At 40.6% G+C, this 16,514-nt stretch carries 18 protein-coding genes; 14 read left to right on the top strand and 4 right to left on the bottom strand.

Features of this window, described 5'->3' with window-relative positions; all coding sequences use genetic code 11:
- Window positions 1–1,001: 1,001 nt before the first annotated feature.
- Together KWJ01_RS13815 and KWJ01_RS13810 are read left to right on the top strand one after the other, a co-directional pair.
- Entirely contained in the window at window positions 1,002–1,310 is a 309-nt protein-coding gene (locus tag KWJ01_RS13815; protein ID WP_224997103.1) for a hypothetical protein, read from the top strand.
- A 79-nt stretch (window positions 1,311–1,389) separates the two neighbouring features.
- Window positions 1,390–1,704 carry a putative quinol monooxygenase gene (locus KWJ01_RS13810; protein ID WP_224997101.1) on the top strand — a complete coding sequence of 105 codons (315 nt, stop codon included), beginning with the start codon at window positions 1,390–1,392 and terminating at the stop codon, window positions 1,702–1,704.
- 829 nt (window positions 1,705–2,533) lie between these two features.
- On the opposite strand, the gene KWJ01_RS13805 is transcribed toward KWJ01_RS13810, so the two are convergent.
- The 4 genes from KWJ01_RS13805 to KWJ01_RS13790 all read right to left on the bottom strand — a co-directional run bounded on the left by KWJ01_RS13805 (window position 2,534) and on the right by KWJ01_RS13790 (window position 5,779).
- Window positions 2,534–3,778, bottom strand: coding sequence for a tyrosine-type recombinase/integrase (locus tag KWJ01_RS13805; protein WP_224997100.1), 1,245 nt, complete (start codon window positions 3,776–3,778; stop codon window positions 2,534–2,536).
- A 32-nt stretch (window positions 3,779–3,810) separates the two neighbouring features.
- Window positions 3,811–4,212, bottom strand: a complete 402-nt coding sequence (locus KWJ01_RS13800; RefSeq protein ID WP_224997098.1) for a hypothetical protein — start codon at window positions 4,210–4,212, stop codon at window positions 3,811–3,813.
- Between the two features lie 554 nt (window positions 4,213–4,766).
- Window positions 4,767–5,213, bottom strand: a complete 447-nt coding sequence (locus KWJ01_RS13795) for an META domain-containing protein (protein ID WP_224997096.1) — start codon at window positions 5,211–5,213, stop codon at window positions 4,767–4,769.
- A 161-nt stretch (window positions 5,214–5,374) separates the two neighbouring features.
- Window positions 5,375–5,779: a hypothetical protein gene (locus KWJ01_RS13790; RefSeq protein WP_224997095.1), complete on the bottom strand. Its 405-nt coding sequence runs from the start codon at window positions 5,777–5,779 to the stop codon at window positions 5,375–5,377.
- A gap of 300 nt (window positions 5,780–6,079) precedes the next feature.
- Here KWJ01_RS13790 and KWJ01_RS13785 point away from each other — a divergent pair, with 300 nt between their 5' ends.
- The 12 genes from KWJ01_RS13785 to KWJ01_RS13730 all read left to right on the top strand — a co-directional run bounded on the left by KWJ01_RS13785 (window position 6,080) and on the right by KWJ01_RS13730 (window position 15,894).
- Window positions 6,080–7,300 carry a tyrosine-type recombinase/integrase gene (locus KWJ01_RS13785; RefSeq protein WP_224997093.1) on the top strand — a complete coding sequence of 407 codons (1,221 nt, stop codon included), beginning with the start codon at window positions 6,080–6,082 and terminating at the stop codon, window positions 7,298–7,300.
- Between the two features lie 103 nt (window positions 7,301–7,403).
- Complete coding sequence (locus KWJ01_RS13780) at window positions 7,404–7,724, top strand: hypothetical protein (protein WP_224997092.1); 321 nt, start codon at window positions 7,404–7,406, stop codon at window positions 7,722–7,724.
- Between the two features lie 154 nt (window positions 7,725–7,878).
- Entirely contained in the window at window positions 7,879–8,292 is a 414-nt protein-coding gene (locus KWJ01_RS13775; protein ID WP_224997091.1) for a hypothetical protein, read from the top strand.
- Window positions 8,293–8,948: 656 nt separating this feature from the next.
- A complete protein-coding gene (locus KWJ01_RS13770; protein ID WP_224997090.1) occupies window positions 8,949–9,455 on the top strand; it encodes a hypothetical protein in 507 nt (168 codons plus the stop codon).
- A gap of 185 nt (window positions 9,456–9,640) precedes the next feature.
- Window positions 9,641–10,765: a lipopolysaccharide assembly protein LapB gene (locus KWJ01_RS13765; protein WP_224997089.1), complete on the top strand. Its 1,125-nt coding sequence runs from the start codon at window positions 9,641–9,643 to the stop codon at window positions 10,763–10,765.
- Window positions 10,766–10,854: 89 nt separating this feature from the next.
- Window positions 10,855–11,355, top strand: coding sequence for a hypothetical protein (locus tag KWJ01_RS13760; protein ID WP_224997088.1), 501 nt, complete (start codon window positions 10,855–10,857; stop codon window positions 11,353–11,355).
- A 668-nt stretch (window positions 11,356–12,023) separates the two neighbouring features.
- Entirely contained in the window at window positions 12,024–12,626 is a 603-nt protein-coding gene (locus tag KWJ01_RS13755) for a hypothetical protein (RefSeq protein WP_224997087.1), read from the top strand.
- Between the two features lie 140 nt (window positions 12,627–12,766).
- Window positions 12,767–13,201 carry a hypothetical protein gene (locus KWJ01_RS13750; RefSeq protein ID WP_224997086.1) on the top strand — a complete coding sequence of 145 codons (435 nt, stop codon included), beginning with the start codon at window positions 12,767–12,769 and terminating at the stop codon, window positions 13,199–13,201.
- Window positions 13,202–13,341: 140 nt separating this feature from the next.
- On the top strand, window positions 13,342–13,872 hold the full coding sequence (locus KWJ01_RS13745; protein ID WP_224997084.1) for a hypothetical protein: 531 nt from the start codon (window positions 13,342–13,344) through the stop codon (window positions 13,870–13,872).
- 153 nt (window positions 13,873–14,025) lie between these two features.
- Window positions 14,026–14,472, top strand: a complete 447-nt coding sequence (locus KWJ01_RS13740) for a hypothetical protein (protein WP_224997083.1) — start codon at window positions 14,026–14,028, stop codon at window positions 14,470–14,472.
- A 156-nt stretch (window positions 14,473–14,628) separates the two neighbouring features.
- Complete coding sequence (locus KWJ01_RS13735) at window positions 14,629–15,150, top strand: hypothetical protein (RefSeq protein WP_224997082.1); 522 nt, start codon at window positions 14,629–14,631, stop codon at window positions 15,148–15,150.
- 141 nt (window positions 15,151–15,291) lie between these two features.
- The gene (locus tag KWJ01_RS13730; RefSeq protein WP_224997081.1) at window positions 15,292–15,894 is read left to right on the top strand and encodes a WG repeat-containing protein; all 603 of its coding nucleotides are present in this window, start codon (window positions 15,292–15,294) and stop codon (window positions 15,892–15,894) included.
- Window positions 15,895–16,514 lie beyond the last annotated feature (620 nt).

Genomic DNA, 16,514 nt, shown 5'->3' with positions numbered 1-16,514 from the left:
TGTAATACTAACTCATCCTCTCTGTTTATCTCTAGCTTCTTTAATAGCTTACCCATCTTACCTCCTTTTTATTGGAAATGAAAAAGCTACTACTTTAGTTCTATTAATTATTTTGGAAGAGCACTAGTGACTTGAAAAAAATTAATAATAGCACTTGGAGTTGTCCCTGGAATTCCGAAGTATAAAGCTTGTACTGTAGGTGTTCATAGTATTTGGTGGTAAATAATTTATTAAATCGCTTCTATGCTCACCAGCTCCCTATACAAAAAGCACTAAATAACATCAATATAAATTACAGATATACAGATAAATACATTGTGTTAGGTGAGTCTTTTTCAAGATAAAAAAGACTCACCTAATAACTCACCTGCACATTGAAAAAATTTGAATGTTATGGAAGGCATGAAAACAAAAAAACCTTCTAAACATTAAATTTAGAAGGTTTTGGGGGCATTTATAGGCCACTTTGTCGGGATGACAGGATTTGAACCTGTGGTCAATGTTTGAATTGTATTATATTACTTTGAAATAAGTACCGGCTGTGGCTATCTTACCCGCTTGGAAAACTAAGTTAATGGAGAACTACACAGAGAGCCATTCTTCATGTGCATCTGCTTATTTTGAAAATGAGTTGCAGATTGAAAAAGTATCTAGGATCAAGGCTGCGATGCCCGGTGTACATATCACTTGGGGAAATGAAGGTAGTGAGCTTTACTTAGGCAAAACTACAAGAGCACAAACAGAGATATGTTAGCATAGACTTAACTACTGATTTAGAATCATGTAAGTGAGATTACAATTTTTAGAAATTTAGACTTAACAATTTGGAGGATTCGATCCTCCTCCCTTTCAGTGTGGAATAAATCGTACATAACTACAGAGTACAAGACTCCCCTACCCCTTTGCACATTTGAATCTTTTACCTTACTCAATACACTGCCCCATGTGCTCTTTTGCGTATCTTTCCGGAACTAATCAAGCACCTTATTATCTGATCTTTCATGAAGATTTCTGATGTTTCCACAAGTCCTGCGCTGGACATGATTAAGAAGACACTGGCTGTTAAGTTTGATGTGCTTCTTTCACATCAGCAACTGCTTGCTGTAATAGAGCGCCAGGCGGAGGACCTAAAATCAGCACTGAAGGCGGATAAAATAACGCTCAACACCCTGGACCAGTTGGTTGAAACCATTTCAGAGGAAATTACCGGCATTCACTATCCTACAAACCATAGCACCCCATACTATAAGGAGTACTTTAAAAAGAAACTGAAGGAGAATAAAGACGCTTACTTTGGCTTTGAATCATAGACAGGCTGAAAATCCTTTTTAGTAATAAGTTGGTGGCAAGCTAAAACATTGAAACTATCTTAAATTAAACCACAAAGAAATGATGTACAAATACGGACTTCACGGTAAACTGAAAGCGACAGAAGGAAATGGGGATAAACTTGCAGCAATCCTTCTTGAAGCCTCAAAGTTAGTTTCAACTGCAAAAGGTTGTAATCTATATATAATTAGTAAAGATAAGAATGATAAAGACTCTGTTTGGGTAACAGAAGCTTGGGATAGTAAAGAGGACCATGATAATTCACTAAGAGTTGAAGGTGTGAGAGAACTAATCTCTCAAGCAATGCCAATCCTTAACGGGCAACCAGAAAAAGGACAGGAACTTGTGATTTTAGGAGGAGCAGGAATCAATTAAAGAAGTAAAGCCAGCCACCAAGAAACTGATAGGTTATTGGGTATTAACTTGAGAATTCAGGCATGAAAGCCGTTTATAGATTAAACAGCAGCAGGAAGCTGATGTGCATTAGTGCCAACACCCAGTCTGCGGACCGTTCATTTTTTCACTTAATAAAGCCGAAGCTTTGTAGAAGGAGCCGCTAATCAAAATAAATCAGTCTATGTTAAAAATTCCTGGTTTTCCACAAATACCAAACTGATAGACTTCCTGCGTTTTCTGCTTGACTGCGAATAGTTTGTAATTTGGTTAGTTTCTGTATATAAATACGCTAATATTAGTACTTTGTAATAAATAATACTGCTTTTTATCATTCTTTCTTGCTGCTTTCAGCGCGAATCGTTTAAACGTTTGATGAGTATTTTTAATTTTTTAAGTCAGGTGCAGATGCCTGGCGTGTTGGCAACATACTGTTTCTTCATACAAATCACCTATGTTGTTTTGATGTGTACATAGAAAATGATTAGTTTATCTGCGAATTCCCTGAACAGGTTCATGCTCCAGAATTGCAGCAACATAATAGATAATAAGGTGTCTTTTTCCTGCTCTGGAAGTTAAGGTAAGTATGTAACTGCCTTATAGTCTGACCGATCAAGTAGACATTTTGTCCACTTGGTTACATAAAGAGTTAATAGGGCCTTTGTTCCGTGATGTGGATTAGCTAACAACAGAGCCCCTCCCAGCCATTGGGAACTGCACATGGCCGCTATAATCTATGCCAACGGAGGTGACTTTCAGATGTAAGTCCTAACTTCCCCTTTGATCGTGCTGCTGTAATGTGAAGCAAGCCTTATACGCTTACTTCCCTGTCACGGAAGAAAAGTTCCTGTTCCTTCTTCCGGGTGTAGTACAGGGTGGTTTCATACTCTGAATGCCCTAGCTGATGCTGAACCTGGCTGGGCAGAAAACCCTTTTCCAGCATGATCTGAGCTGCAGTGTGACGCAGGCTGTGCGCACTGACCTTGCTGGATTTATAACCTGCTAGCTCCAGGTAACGTGTGGTGATGTAGCGGACGCGCCGGGTATTCAGACCAGGAAAGACGGGGCCGCGGCTGATCCCGGATTCTGCCAGGTACTGCTGCAGGTAGGGAACAGCATTGGTAAAAAGCTTAAGTTGCTGCTTGGTGTGCTTTCCCTTACGCTGCACCTGTAGGCTTAGGCTCCTGAAATTCAGGTCCTCGGCATGTAAGCGTGTCACTTCAATCGTGCGCAGTCCCAGGAAAACCATGAGCGCGATCATAGCAGCATGTTCAGGGTCTTTGATGATTGCCATAAGATGCTCCCGCTGTTCCAGGCTAAGCGCATCTTTATAAAACTGCTTTCCGGTTGGAAGCACCTTCACTTTCTCGATTCCCTCCACTGCCTTTAGCTCCTCCTCCCCCAGCTGATGACCATCAATGTAACCTTCCTTTTCCAGGATCCAGCGAGCCAGGTCACGAGCTGCGCAGAGGTAGGAATTAATGGTGAAGGTAGCATAAGGTTTACCCTTGCTGTTCAAGAGTGTACCATGCAGCATATCATCGATAAAACTCTTCACTCCTAGCAGGCCGAAGGTGAAACCCTGCTCATCCAGGTAAAGGAACAGCTGGTTAAGGGCGGTCGTGTAGGTATCACGGCTTCGGCGGCCCCGAAGTGAGCTGCGTTCACTCAGGTAAAGCAGGGCCAATCGATTGTAGGCGGCGGGTGCCTTGTCACGAATGCTGTCCGGCAGCAGGCGCGTAATGGCCTGCCGCTCATACCATTTCATAAACTTTTTGAGGGCAGACTGCCGGTATTTGGACAGTGGCTGCCAGTAGGTTTCAAGGCTAAACCATCCTGGAAGCTGATCTTCCGCCAAACACCATTCCAGGTATAGTCGTGCCGTTCGGGGATAAGAATGGGTAGCTGCATCCATCTCCTGTCCGTGTTTTAATTCATAAGCTTGCTTAAGACCCAATGTATAGCGTGAAACTACTTCACTGAGGCGGGCAGCAGCAGTAGTGGTGCTGATGCTGCGCTGCTGTTGGTTGCGTGTAGAGACTAGTTTACCTTTCATGCATGCGTCTTACCAAAATCCATCTATATAATTCAGCGTCCTCCATTTTGCTCCCCTGTTACCACTCCTGTAGTTTCTGTTACGGCGAGCCGCGCATTAGTCACACCGTTAGCATAGCTGAATTTTTGCTCTTTATTGCTTATGCTTTCCGGTGGCACGCCCTGAAAAAGTCCCTGCTGCTTTAATTTTGCACAGCGCGCTGCTGCCGCCGAAAGTACAGGAGGGTGAAAATATGCAAAAGTTGCCAATGTCACAAATACCGTCTTTGTGACAACTGGGCAATTTCTATAAAAACCTCCTCCAGCTGCTGTAAATGCACTTCTGAACAGCCCACAGTTGCTAAAGTCCTTTCGCTTTTCTTTAACATTGGATGCTGTCTTTGACTGTTCTACCACTTCTATTACTTCTTTAAAGCTGATGGTCTGGGTGATCATTCATCCAGTTTTTTTCTTAAGTTAAACCAAGCACCCCTGTGTTCACCGTTGTTATCGTTATCTGATATCCCCAAACGGCTTTGGCTACTTAAGCATGGATTAAGCTGTTTTGAAATGATGCTCTTTATTCCATTTCCTCAAATTCAGAAAGAGTTCTCTCAATTATCCCTTTCCAGACCTCTCTTATTTAATCCATCAGTCAATTCTCATGGTAATCATATTCTATGATTGACTCCCTCCCTATAAACCGAAAAATTGTAAAGCGGCAGCTGGACTGTAAAATGTTTGATAATTGAATATGCAAAGGGCCTTCTCTTTAAAATTTCACTTTATCCTACTGGTGGAATCAACACGAAGAGAGCTCTTTGTCTTATGCTAGGGAATGCATTGGTAGATTGGTAGAAAAATTTAGTTTTGTACTAAACAGTCAAGTATAGGAGCAGTATGGGTTTTGGGGCAATTTACTGTTCGCCCACACTAAGTCATATTCGGAGTCCAAAGCTCAGTTAGGCAGTTCAGCCCGCAATACACTCATACAGTGTTGGGCATTCGTTTTATTTCATGTCGCTCACTATAAAAGTTGCAAGCGGAGACATGTCTGTCTTGGTCAGAATTAAAGTATCGTTTCTAATGGTGAATTTATTTGCCATTTCAAATGCCTGGATTAATTGGCGTTCAATTTGCATGGCATCATTTTGACAAGCCATTTTTGTAGAGCCTATATTCGTGAAGGTGATTCCATTGTCGCCTTGTAATTCGTAACTGCCAAAAAAAGAATTACAGCCACCATTTCCATTTACGCTATTTTCAGAAGCATTCAAAATCATGTGTGGTCCTCTTTTCAATTGTTCATCAGGCAGGACCGCTTCCCCATTTACTTCAATTAATTGCCAATGTGTTCCAACGATTGAAGCACTCCCTGTTGATTGTTTCGCTTGGTGGCAGGAAGCTAAAGATGCCAAAGCAGTTATGATTACAAACGAATAAAACATTCCTTTCATGGATTGAGCCTTATATTGGGTTTTTCAAAAATAGTTAAACCATAAAATGGTGACTGTAAAGGTCATTTACGTTAAACTCTGAAATGGTACCAAAAATGATGCCCAACTATGTAAAAAAATAGACTAATAAGAACTCTCCCCATCAGCAGGCATAAAGTGTTCTAAGGGAGCTGCTCTTTATTCATCTCCAGCTTCTCCACTTCGAAGGCATGCATGTATTCCTGCCAAAGAACCAATAATACTTTATTCTCCGGAAGGAGCCGGTAACCAGCATCAAAGCAAAAGTAATAAGTATTGCCCCCTTTAGTTTTGTATTGGTGGGTATAGTAGCAAAAAGTAAAGTCCAGCTCCACCAGGTGAGCTCTGCCCACTTTTTTGTAACCCTCGGCAAGCAGCCGCCTGATCAACAGGCGGTTTCTGCTTAGCCGCTTGATAATTTGCTGTACTGACTGCTCCTGTTGTAGCTGCTGGCTCTGGTGCCAGGCAGAACGACACTGGTTCGAGCAGAACTTCTTATCCGACCTTCCAAGAAAACCCTGGCCACAGTGCAGACATTGCCGATCCATAAGCGTTATAGACGTTTATAAACGGTTAAGACATCTAGATGCGTTTACAGGCGTATCTAAACATCTAATAACAATAACTGAAGCAAATGTTTTTCCATTTTTCCTCCAGCTAATGCAAATGCTATGGAAAAACCTGTTATCATCCTGCAGCCGCTGCTGCACCTAGGCAAGCACTACTGGAAGTTAAACTTTCCTCAACAGGCTGATATTCCTCAACAGCTTCAGCAGATTTCAGGTGTCAAGTACAGCCACACGTATAGGGGCTTGGTCTGTCATGCTAACCTACAACAGCTTGAGGTGATGCAGAAAAGCCTGCCTGCTGTTATATTTCAGACAGAGACTGTTATTAATAAACACCTGCGGTTGAATGTCTATCCTTTGGGAAAGGAGCAGGTGCTGGTGCGGCATCCTTACTGCCGGAACCTGTTCTCGCAACTGCGCTGCCTGCCTTCACTGCACTATGACAACAAGTTGAAGGGCTGGATAGCTCATCTGGATGAGCTGAAGCTGGATGAATTAATCCTGCAGCTAAAGAAAATAGCACCCGTTTACCTGGACGCACGCCTGAAGCTGGACAATATTGAGGAACTGGTTGCAGCATGGCAGCCAAATAGAAACGGATCTGCACTTCAGAAACTAGAAGTATCAACTGTACCGAAAGCATACCTGGAGGTCTTGTTCGCCCGTAACTACAGCCGCAATACCATCAAGACCTATCAAAGCCTGCTGTTGCGCTTCATGCGCACCTTGCATCTAAAGGATACAGACGCCTTATCAAAGGTTACAGCTGAAGAGGTGAATCGCTACCATGCCCAGTGGATAGCTTCTGGCAAAGTGGCCTCTGGTACAGTGAACCAGTCGGTAAATGCAATCCGGTTCTACTATAAGCAGGTTGCGAAAATCTCAATGGCCATTGAGGATGTACATCGGCCACAGAAACCACGCCAGCTTCCAAAGGTAATGGGAAGGCAGGAGGTGGTGGATCTGATCCGTGCTGCAGGGAATGTGAAACACCGGGCTATGCTTGGGCTGATCTATTCTGCAGGTCTGCGCTGTGGTGAACTACTGAAGCTGCGCCTGGAGGATGTGCAGCTGGAGCGCAGACAGTTGATCATACGATCGGGAAAAGGAGCAAAAGATCGTATCACCATGCTCTCACAAAGAGCAATACTGCTGCTGCATGCCTACCTGGAGCAGTACTCTCCAAAGAAGTACCTGTTTGAAGGTCAGTGGGGAGAAGCATACAGTAGCTCCAGCTTAAGAAAGGTGCTCCGTGTTGCCATGTCAAGGGCGAATATTCAAAAGCCATATACCCTCCATTGCCTTAGACACAGCTTCGCAACACATTTATTAGAGGATGGTACTGACCTGCGCTATATCCAGTCGCTGCTGGGCCACAACAGCAGCAAAACCACTGAAATTTATACCCATGTAAGTCAAACAGCCATAAACAACATACAAAGCCCATTGGATCGCTTGGATTTCAGCCAGCCTATGCGTAGGTTGGAGCTCAAACCATAGCAAATAAAAACGCACCTGGTGTGTTTTTAAAGGAGTTGTGCTTAATAAAAGGGGACTCTAGAAAGAGAAAGGCCTTGCTAAAAATATTTAATCGAAGATCATATTGATGGAGACTGTAATCATGTTAGCTGGATACTTCATTGTAACAATAATGCTGTTATCAATGATTATCCTGGTGATAAGTCAGCAAAAGGAATCCATTATACACGAAAAAGGAATATATCCTGACGATGTCAATATCTACTTCAGAGCATCGGGTTTAAAAATAAAAGAACTTAAAAGAGTGCAGGAAAAGGTGTACGACCCGGAAATTAAAGTGAAGATTGGGCGGGTAATCTATCTTAGAAAATTAGGATTTAGATTATTGATCGCTGTTCCAGTACTATGGACGATCTTAATGGTGATCAAAGGTCAGATTGAATAAAAAAATAATAATATACTAAGCACAACAACAGAATAAAGCAAATGCCCCCAGTGCTTTCAGCCATTGACAATGCAGGAAGCAATTTTTGCGTACATTCGGCAAAGGCCGGTGAAGGGCATCTGCTTTATTCAATGAACGTTGTGCTGCATTAATAATGAAAACAGAAGGGCCAGAACCGCGATATGTAACAAAGGCAGCTATGGAATCCATAATTGCAAAATTCAAATGGTCCCATCATGATTGGATGCAGGACTGGCCGTTAGAAATTTCGGATGAAATTAACATATATGAATGCCTTCAGGAATATGGAGGATTGACTAATGAAGATGAAAAATTTCTCCTAATGAAGGCAGTCTTGTATGCTTTAGAGGAAGTGAAGAGTGAGGAGGAATTCGAAAAATATGGAGAACAGGTATCTGAATTATTAAATAAAGATTTTAGCATTCATATATCAACAATCTATTACTGGACGCTTTACTCCGATGAAGAATTTGATGGCTTCAGGATCACACCTTTGATGCGCATCATTTGGAATAATAATATAAAACGCAGCACAACAACAGAATAAAGCAAGGGCTGTAACAGCTCTTTGCCATTGAACTACAAATCTTCTAACTTATCGTCCATATAGACGCAGCGGTGACCAGCCCCTGCTTTATTCAATGGACGTTACCCACCATTAAAAACAGCATTAAGAATTGGACCCCAGAGTAGAGGCAACATTGTTTTTCATATTCGGATTTTTCTTAATCAGAATATTCGGTTCAATAATAATTGGACAGCTGAAAAGGTTTCATCTTAAGCATAACCCGAAATTGGTTGAAGAAGCACCTTTCATTTTCAAGTGGTTTAATTGGTTCTTTAAGGCAGGTTCAATAATGTGTTTAATAGTTATAATTCTGATTTGGCTCGGTTGGTGACTACTCAATGAATAAAGAGCGGACTTGGATAAATAGGATTATCTAAAAAATGATTTTGAAGGCTAGAAATGTTTTGTGACTGAATGATTAAGCGGATTCCAGAACTGATTCGATAGAAATGATAAAAGAATCTTCAGCCCTCAATTTGAAATAAAAAATAAACGGTGGGTAACAACAGAATAAAGCAAGGGCTGTAAGAGCTCTTTGCTATCTTACCAAAAACACCAACTAGACGTACATTAAGAGGTGGCGGTGAGAAGCCCCTGCTTTATTCAACGGACGTTGCCAGCAATACAATCAGAATATGAATCAAACCTACCTACTCGCTTTTCTGCTTATCTGCATTAGTTGTTCTGATAACAAATCTACTGCGACAGAGGATACTACACCAGCAACAGTTGCAGCTAGAACCACACCCTTTGACCCGATGAAATCTGAAGCCTATAAAAGGGTTTTCATAATTCCTGATTATAAACAGGAGAAGGATACTTTTCTGGCAGGTGAGGACCTGACTGCCAGGATATCATTTGAAAATCTCAACATGCTGAAGGAAGTAGCCGCTCATGAAAACTTGTTATACGATATTAATTTTGACGCAAAGACTTTTATTGAAGATAAAAACTTGACCATTGTACCTTCAGAGGATAAAAGTTATGCGGATGTAAAGTTCAAAGTACCCTCCCCAAACTCCGAAAATGTAGAAGAACGTAAATGGAGATATGAAACCAGATTTGTCTTCCTTGAGAATAATAAGAATATCTACGACACTACATTTATCGTTGACGTTCAGTACTTTGTGAAATCAAAATAAGTAATACTGCTGGCAACAACAGAATAAAGCAACCGCCCCGCAGCTCCGTTGCCATTGACCCTATAAGGAGTTAACTTATCATACTCTAACAACAGCAGGTTGATGGGCGGCTGCTTTATTCAACGGACGTTGGGCTCAAGCAAAAAAGCCCATTTAGCTAAAGTTCCTATATTAATTTCTCACAAATGAAATTTCTAAGTTCGTGTCTAGTGCTCTTCCTCTGCCTTCCACTTATGCTTTGTTGCCAGCAGAGTAATAAGTTTGCAGGACTCGATGAATATTTAGCTTATAGTAATAAAATTGACCCGCAGGTTATTGACGAATTCTTAGGAAAGGAGGCGGACGCAGCTTTTCCTATAGGAATGAAGGCTTACTTTTTAGCGGAGAAGCAGAATCAAAAACAAGCTAAGGCACTGCTTCAAAAGGAACTGTCAAAGCGACCAGAACTAAAGAAAAGTTCATATATCAAGCTTGCCAGTGCAAAGATCGCTCAATCTGACAAAGATCTCTCTAAATATAAGTCTGACTTACATCAAGCAATAGAACTAGGTGAGCCTAATAAGTGGGCATTCTTGGAGCTGTACTATCATTTTAAAGACTCCGATAGCTTGAAGGCCATAAGTTATTTAAATGAAGCATTAATAATTGATAGTTCTTTTTCACATGCGCTGCTTGAGAAGGCTTATCAATATGATTTCAATTCTGAATGCGAAAAAGTGATTTCTATACTGGGTCCAGTTATAGAAGCAAAATCAGAAGTAGTAACTCAACTTACTTATTTGGCTGATGCGCATTTTTTTTGTGGAAACAATGAAAAGGCAGAGGCTTTGTACATAAAAGCAAATACGATAGAGAAGAATAAATACTCCTATCAAGGCTTAGCTAATATTGAGCATTACATCCATAAGAACTATCCAGCAGCTAAGAAAAATTATGAAAAAGCAGTAAGTCTTGAACCAGAAAATCCAAACCTCAAGGTAGACTTAGCATGGCTCTATTTCGACATGGGAGAAATAGAGCAGGCTAATAAACAATTCGGTGAGGCACTTAAACAAAGGACAGATGATGCGACAATATATAATGATGCAATACTATTTTACATCAAAACTAATAGCCTCAATAGGGCTGAAAACCTGTTAGTGAGCGCAAAGGGTAAGTTCGGCTTAAGCCATTACTTAGACGGCTTTACTATAGTTTTAAATATTTTGAGAAATGGCACTGTAGATGATAAGAAAATTAAAGAATTCGAAGAGAAGTATGATGCAGATGCGGAACAATGGCTTTTAGACCTTATGGCTGAATTGAGGTGATTAGCATCTGCTGCAACATTAAAAAATATAAAAGCCAGAGCCCAACAACAGAATAAAGCAAATGCCCCAAGAGCTTTCAGCCATAGACAATGCAGGAAGCAACTTTTGCGTCGATTCAGCAAGCGATAGTGAAGGGCATCTGCTTTATTCAATGGACGTTGGGCAGAATTAAAATGAATCGGATCCACTTTGAACTTTCAGTATTAGAAAGAGGCGAAACCGTAGAATATGAAAATATTATCTATTCAGATTGTGCTTTCATAAAATTGCATATTGACGGCATAGACTTGATAAAGCAAACTGAAGACCGAAAAGGGGTAATAGTTTGGGATGAATTAAAGAAGACTCTGCTCAATTCAGGGGACTTCTTAGTATTGACCTGCATGTGCGGTGTAGCTGACGATGCAGGATTTGAATATATAACAGTTCAGCGCAATCAGAATACTGTAGAATGGAAATTCAACGATAACACGAACATTGAATGGACGTTTGACAGAAACCAATATGATCAGGAAATAATGGGTTTAAGTTCTAAGATTGACACTTTAGAAGTGGACCTTGAGCCAAAATATGTAGTGTTTCCTGAATAAAAATAAACTCTGCCCAACAACAGAATAAAGCAAGCGCCCTCACAGCTTCATGGGAAATGGGCTGCTAAACCAGAAACATTTCGTACTTTACCAACCGCCGGTGCCAGGGGCGCCTGCTTTATTCAATGGACGTTGGAAGCAAGAGAGTCCTACCGCTATGATACAGCTGATCTAAGGCATGATTGGCCGGCCCTCTGGGGCAGGGTGATCTAATAAGAAATGGATCAGCTTGACCTTGATGAATGAAGAATTTAAAAACAGATTTATTGAATTGAAAGGAGATTAAGATGATCATAGATCATCAGAGTAAGGATCAATTTTAAATTCAGAAATGGTCAAGCAGGAACTTGATTGAATAAATAATGTAGATCCCCCGGCAGCGCTAAAGCCTAGTATGGCAGGTGCTTTCCTAAAGGCTGCCAATCATGGATCTTTCTCAAGCTGCAGGGCAGATCACCCATCTGGAAAGAACAGTGGGTGTAGGAAGAGATAAAAATTAATCCAGCTTCCAACAACAGGAAAAAACCAGGGGCTGTAGAGCTCTTTGTCAATATACTACTAAACTACTACCTTAGGTCCTTAAGGAAGCTGCTGCGGGATGCCCCCGGCTCTTTCCAAAGACCGTTGGGCGTCATTAAAATCGAGTAGCATACGGGGTAAATTAATAAATGATTTCTGAAGCGAATAGAATATTAGAAGCTTTCCCTGCGGACCTAAGAGCAGATGTGAATTCAGCATTGGATATCATCCCCTTTAGTGACAAGAATGTAAAATTATCCGACGGGATGTATCACCTTATGGATAATCTGATACATCCCAGTGAATTAAATATTACCCTTAATAATGAAAGCTTGACTCTGCCTTATCGGCTATACTTTAATGAACCAGATTTAGAATCTGAAGAGAAATTGACAGATAGGCAAAAAGCAATTCTGAATTCAATATACCTTAGGCACCACAATGGATATGTAAGGGAACGAAGATTAAGGCATTTGACCAATACCAATGAATATTGGCTAATCCCTTTCACCGTTCAGTTGCTCGGAGAATATGTATATGAAATATTGGAGGTGCTTGACAAGCATGTTAATGAAGATACTTTAGACCTGTACGCAGATTTCGCAGCCGAAAATCCAAAATATTGGCAAAAAACGGAAAGTAGGATGATTAGTTACTGGGATGTATACCACAGAAGAAAGTATCCAAAGCTGAAGGAGTATTTAGGGTACAGAATAATAAAAAAAATAAAACGCCGCCCAACAACAGAATAAAGCAAGGGCTGTAAGAGCTCTTTGCCATTGAACTACAAAAACGATACTTTGCGTCCACACAGAAGCGGCGGTGACCAGCCCCTGCTTTATTCAACGGACGTTAGGTGCAATTCAAGTGAGGCGAACGACAAGTCCATACCATGAAATTTTTGACAACAACTATATCAATAATTCTTTTCCTAGGACTGATTTCGTCTCCGATTATCCTTTTCTTAAGGATGCAAAAGTGGAAAGGATTAAAATATGGTTTTTTGTCCTACATGATTATAGCATTGATAATCACAGCAGGAATTACTTGGATATTTGCGTGGTGGGCTCATTATTCAGACCAGCTACTCTTGAGTCATTACGGATATGATTTCGATGCAATGAACGATACTGAACGTTTTAGTAAGGTAGCGGACGAAAACATGGACCGAGTAAAGCGACTTGAAATGGGCTATTTTGGGATTGGCTGGCCCTTGAAAGCAATTATGACCTTTATGATTTATTCGCCATATCTGTTATTAGCATATCCAATCGGACAATTAATAAGAAGAAAAATAATAAAAAAACAGCACCTAACAACAGAATAAAGCAAATGCCCCAACAGCTTTCAGCCATTGATAATGCAGGTAGCAATTTTTGCGTACATTCGGCAAAGGCCGGTGAAGGGCATCTGCTTTATTCAACGGACGTTATGCTGCATTAAAAAAACATAATATAAACGCCTCTGATGAATTTCATACTTGGACTGATTGCGGCACTATTGATTAGGTACCTAATCATAACCTGGAATAAAAGTAACAATCCTACCTCTGACGAATTTGAGGTTTTGAAACTTCCTGCATTTTATGGATACCTTGGTGTAATTGGATTAGCAGGCTTCATAGGTGTTTGTATTTCTGCAGTCGAGCAGATTGCTACCAAAGGAATGCCTACTATAGGTTTAATAATTGTGGCCGGAATTGTGATGCTGTCCTTTTTATGGCTTAGCAAGATTTTAATGCTTTGGACCTGGGTATTTGAAATAAAAATAAATGAACAGGAGATAGTGCAGAGAAGTAGGACCGGCAAAGAATCATCTCTTAAATGGACGGACGTAAAGCAGGTGTCGTTTGACTCATTATCCCTACAGGTAACACTTACTGACGGTGTAAAAAAGATAAAATGTCATCAGCATTCCGACGGTTTTGAAAAGCTGGTAGCCCAAATTAAAACAAAGTTGAACCTTGACAGACAGGAGTTGGGGATACCGGAATATTAAATAAAATAAACGCAGCATAACAACAGAATAAAGCAAGCTCCCAGCTATCTTACAGCTATTGACAATGCAGGCAGTTAGCTTTGCGTGGGCAAAGCAAAGGCCGGTGAAGGTCGCCTGCTTTATTCAATGGACGTTGTAAGTAAGCCAAAATAGATGCATACAAGAAAATACATTCTGCTAATAATCAGCATCTTCACATGGTTAGTAGTGCATGGACAGAATGACATCTCATCCATATCATCAGAAACATATAGATGGAAAGAACGAATATATGGGCCTGCTGGAATATATTTTGTACTTTCTGAAATTACTCTCAATTCAGACTCAACATTTATTACTACAAACTACACTACCTATAGATTAGATGATTATAGGAATGAAGGTGGATATAAAGATTGGGAGAATGAATCATTTAGTGGTGTTTGGCAAAAGTCGGGCGATCATTATGTAATGATAGAAAAGACTATAGATAATGAATATAGAAATGATACTCCTAAGCATTTCATACTTAAGCCTAATACAATCAGAATAATCTATATGGTAGATCCACTTTATGAAAAGAAATGGAGAAAGGGCGTTAAGTATAAAAAAATAAAATGAGCCTACTTACAACAACAGAATAAATCAAATGCCCCAAGAGTTTTCAACCATTGACAATGCAGGAAATAACTTTTGCGTATATTCATCAAAGGGCAGTGAAGGGCATCTGCTTTATTCAATGGACGTTATGGGTAACCAGAAAGGACACTACATTTAATGAACTCATCCAGAATCTTTCTAACTTTTGTTTTCACCCTGACTTTCATGATAAGCTGCCAAAGTAAGGAAGAAGAACTTGTGGAAAGAATTCAGCCATATGTTGACAAGGACGGGTGGGAGGAACTTTTCCCCATGTCTTCCATGGATGATATGAATCATTATCAGCTTACAAAGCAAGATGGTGATACTACAAAGACACTGCACATTTTCCATCATCCTAAACCGGATACCCTATTATTTGAACTTCATAGATTCTATGAAGATTCTACCCATAGGTATCACATTGTATCAGAAGAGGACACTTTGTTTTTTCGACGAGCACCTCTAGAGGATGATGGGAACTTTGAATTTATTATGGGAGAATACTATCATAAAAATTCCAGATCTCTTGATCCTGGTTATGCCCTTACAGATGGGCAAAAATGCTATTATAAAATGCATGCTGACTCCTTGAGGAAAATAAGAGGGAATAACCTTCCGGCATTGCCCGAGATCCACTGTGATATTAAAATAAAGTAAGGCTACCCATAACAACAGAATAAAACAAGGGCTGTAAGAGCTCTTTGCCATTGAACTACAAAACTTCTAACTTATCGTACATTAAGAAGCAGCGGTGAGCAGCCCCTGCTTTATTCAACGGACGTTAGGGTGCATTAAAAAATGAAAATCAGACTTTCAATCTTAATCGCACTGACTCTCATGGCCTTGGCGTCTTGCCGAACGGAGATAGAGAGAGAAATTACCGATTATAAATATTTTGATGTACCCACTTCAGATACAGCAGGCGGTCCTGTATTATATGCAGTGACAGATGAAGAACACCTTCAATATGGTGCGAGGGTCGCATACGTCAGTAGTACTGGGGATACTGTTATTCCTCTTGGTAAATATGCATACTATGGGACTGATACTTTGATTCATTATGCTAATGTTATAGAATTGCCAAACGATAGCACCTACGGAAGACAAATAGCAATTGACCGTAATCAAAGAGTACTGTTCGACCTGGTCATGTTTGACAATGGGTCTGAACCATTCATTGAAGGACTGACTCGTGTGTATAGAAATGGAAAAATGGGTTATGCAAATAAGTATGGTCAAGTAGCAATTCCTTGCATTTATGAATATGCAAAGCAGTTTGAAAATAGTAAAGCCCAAGTGACCTTTGATGCAGTGGAATACATAGATATGGACGAACACACAAGAGTGGAGAGCGACGATTGGTTTGAAATTGACAAGACTGGAAAAAGAATAAAAAAATAAACGCACCCTAACAACAGAATAAAGCAAGCTCCCACAGCTCATTCAGCCATTGACAATGCTATTGTCTACCTTTGCGTGGGTGCAGCGAGCGGCAGTGAATGGTCGCCTGCTTTATTCAACGGACGTTGGAAGCAAGAGAGTCCTACCGCTATGATACAGCTGATCTAAGGCATGATTGGCCGGCCCTCTGGGGCAGGGTGATCTAATAAGAAATGGATCAGCTTGACCTTGATGAATGAAGAATTTAAAAACAGATTTATTGAATTGAAAGGAGATTAAGATGATCATAGATCATCAGAGTAAGGATCAATTTTAAATTCAGAAATGGTCAAGCAGGAACTTGATTGAATAAATAATGTAGATCCCCCGGCAGCGCTAAAGCCTAGTATGGCAGGTGCTTTCCTAAAGGCTGCCAATCATGGATCTTTCTCAAGCTGCAGGGCAGATCACCCATCTGGAAAGAACAGTGGGTGTAGGAAGAGATAAAAATTAATCCAGCTTCCAACAACAGGAAAAAACCAGGGGCTGTAGAGCTCTTTGTCAATATACTACTAAACTACTACCTTAGGTCCTTAAGGAAGCTGCTGCGGGATGCCCCCGGCTCTTTCCAAAGACCGTTG

The organism is Cesiribacter sp. SM1 (assembly GCF_020178975.1).
Lineage (GTDB): Bacteria > Bacteroidota > Bacteroidia > Cytophagales > Cyclobacteriaceae > Cesiribacter.
Note: the sequence above shows the minus strand (reverse complement) of the source record. Positions and strands in the feature narration are given on the sequence as shown.

Excerpts from the sequence above, each read along its gene's own strand:
- KWJ01_RS13740 (WP_224997083.1), top strand. The coding sequence starts at position 14,026 with ATGCATACAAGAAAATACATTCTGCTAATAATCAGCATCTTCACATGG.
- KWJ01_RS13790 (WP_224997095.1), bottom strand. The coding sequence starts at position 5,779 with ATGGATCGGCAATGTCTGCACTGTGGCCAGGGTTTTCTTGGAAGGTCG.
- KWJ01_RS13800 (WP_224997098.1), bottom strand. The coding sequence starts at position 4,212 with ATGATCACCCAGACCATCAGCTTTAAAGAAGTAATAGAAGTGGTAGAA.
- KWJ01_RS13765 (WP_224997089.1), top strand. The coding sequence starts at position 9,641 with ATGAAATTTCTAAGTTCGTGTCTAGTGCTCTTCCTCTGCCTTCCACTT.
- KWJ01_RS13805 (WP_224997100.1), bottom strand. The coding sequence starts at position 3,778 with ATGAAAGGTAAACTAGTCTCTACACGCAACCAACAGCAGCGCAGCATC.
- KWJ01_RS13795 (WP_224997096.1), bottom strand. The coding sequence starts at position 5,213 with ATGAAAGGAATGTTTTATTCGTTTGTAATCATAACTGCTTTGGCATCT.
- KWJ01_RS13750 (WP_224997086.1), top strand. The coding sequence starts at position 12,767 with ATGAAATTTTTGACAACAACTATATCAATAATTCTTTTCCTAGGACTG.
- KWJ01_RS13760 (WP_224997088.1), top strand. The coding sequence starts at position 10,855 with ATGCAGGAAGCAACTTTTGCGTCGATTCAGCAAGCGATAGTGAAGGGC.
- KWJ01_RS13745 (WP_224997084.1), top strand. The coding sequence starts at position 13,342 with ATGAATTTCATACTTGGACTGATTGCGGCACTATTGATTAGGTACCTA.
- KWJ01_RS13810 (WP_224997101.1), top strand. The coding sequence starts at position 1,390 with ATGATGTACAAATACGGACTTCACGGTAAACTGAAAGCGACAGAAGGA.
- KWJ01_RS13770 (WP_224997090.1), top strand. The coding sequence starts at position 8,949 with ATGAATCAAACCTACCTACTCGCTTTTCTGCTTATCTGCATTAGTTGT.
- KWJ01_RS13815 (WP_224997103.1), top strand. The coding sequence starts at position 1,002 with ATGAAGATTTCTGATGTTTCCACAAGTCCTGCGCTGGACATGATTAAG.
- KWJ01_RS13775 (WP_224997091.1), top strand. The coding sequence starts at position 7,879 with ATGAAAACAGAAGGGCCAGAACCGCGATATGTAACAAAGGCAGCTATG.
- KWJ01_RS13785 (WP_224997093.1), top strand. The coding sequence starts at position 6,080 with ATGCAGAAAAGCCTGCCTGCTGTTATATTTCAGACAGAGACTGTTATT.
- KWJ01_RS13735 (WP_224997082.1), top strand. The coding sequence starts at position 14,629 with ATGAACTCATCCAGAATCTTTCTAACTTTTGTTTTCACCCTGACTTTC.
- KWJ01_RS13730 (WP_224997081.1), top strand. The coding sequence starts at position 15,292 with ATGAAAATCAGACTTTCAATCTTAATCGCACTGACTCTCATGGCCTTG.
- KWJ01_RS13755 (WP_224997087.1), top strand. The coding sequence starts at position 12,024 with ATGATTTCTGAAGCGAATAGAATATTAGAAGCTTTCCCTGCGGACCTA.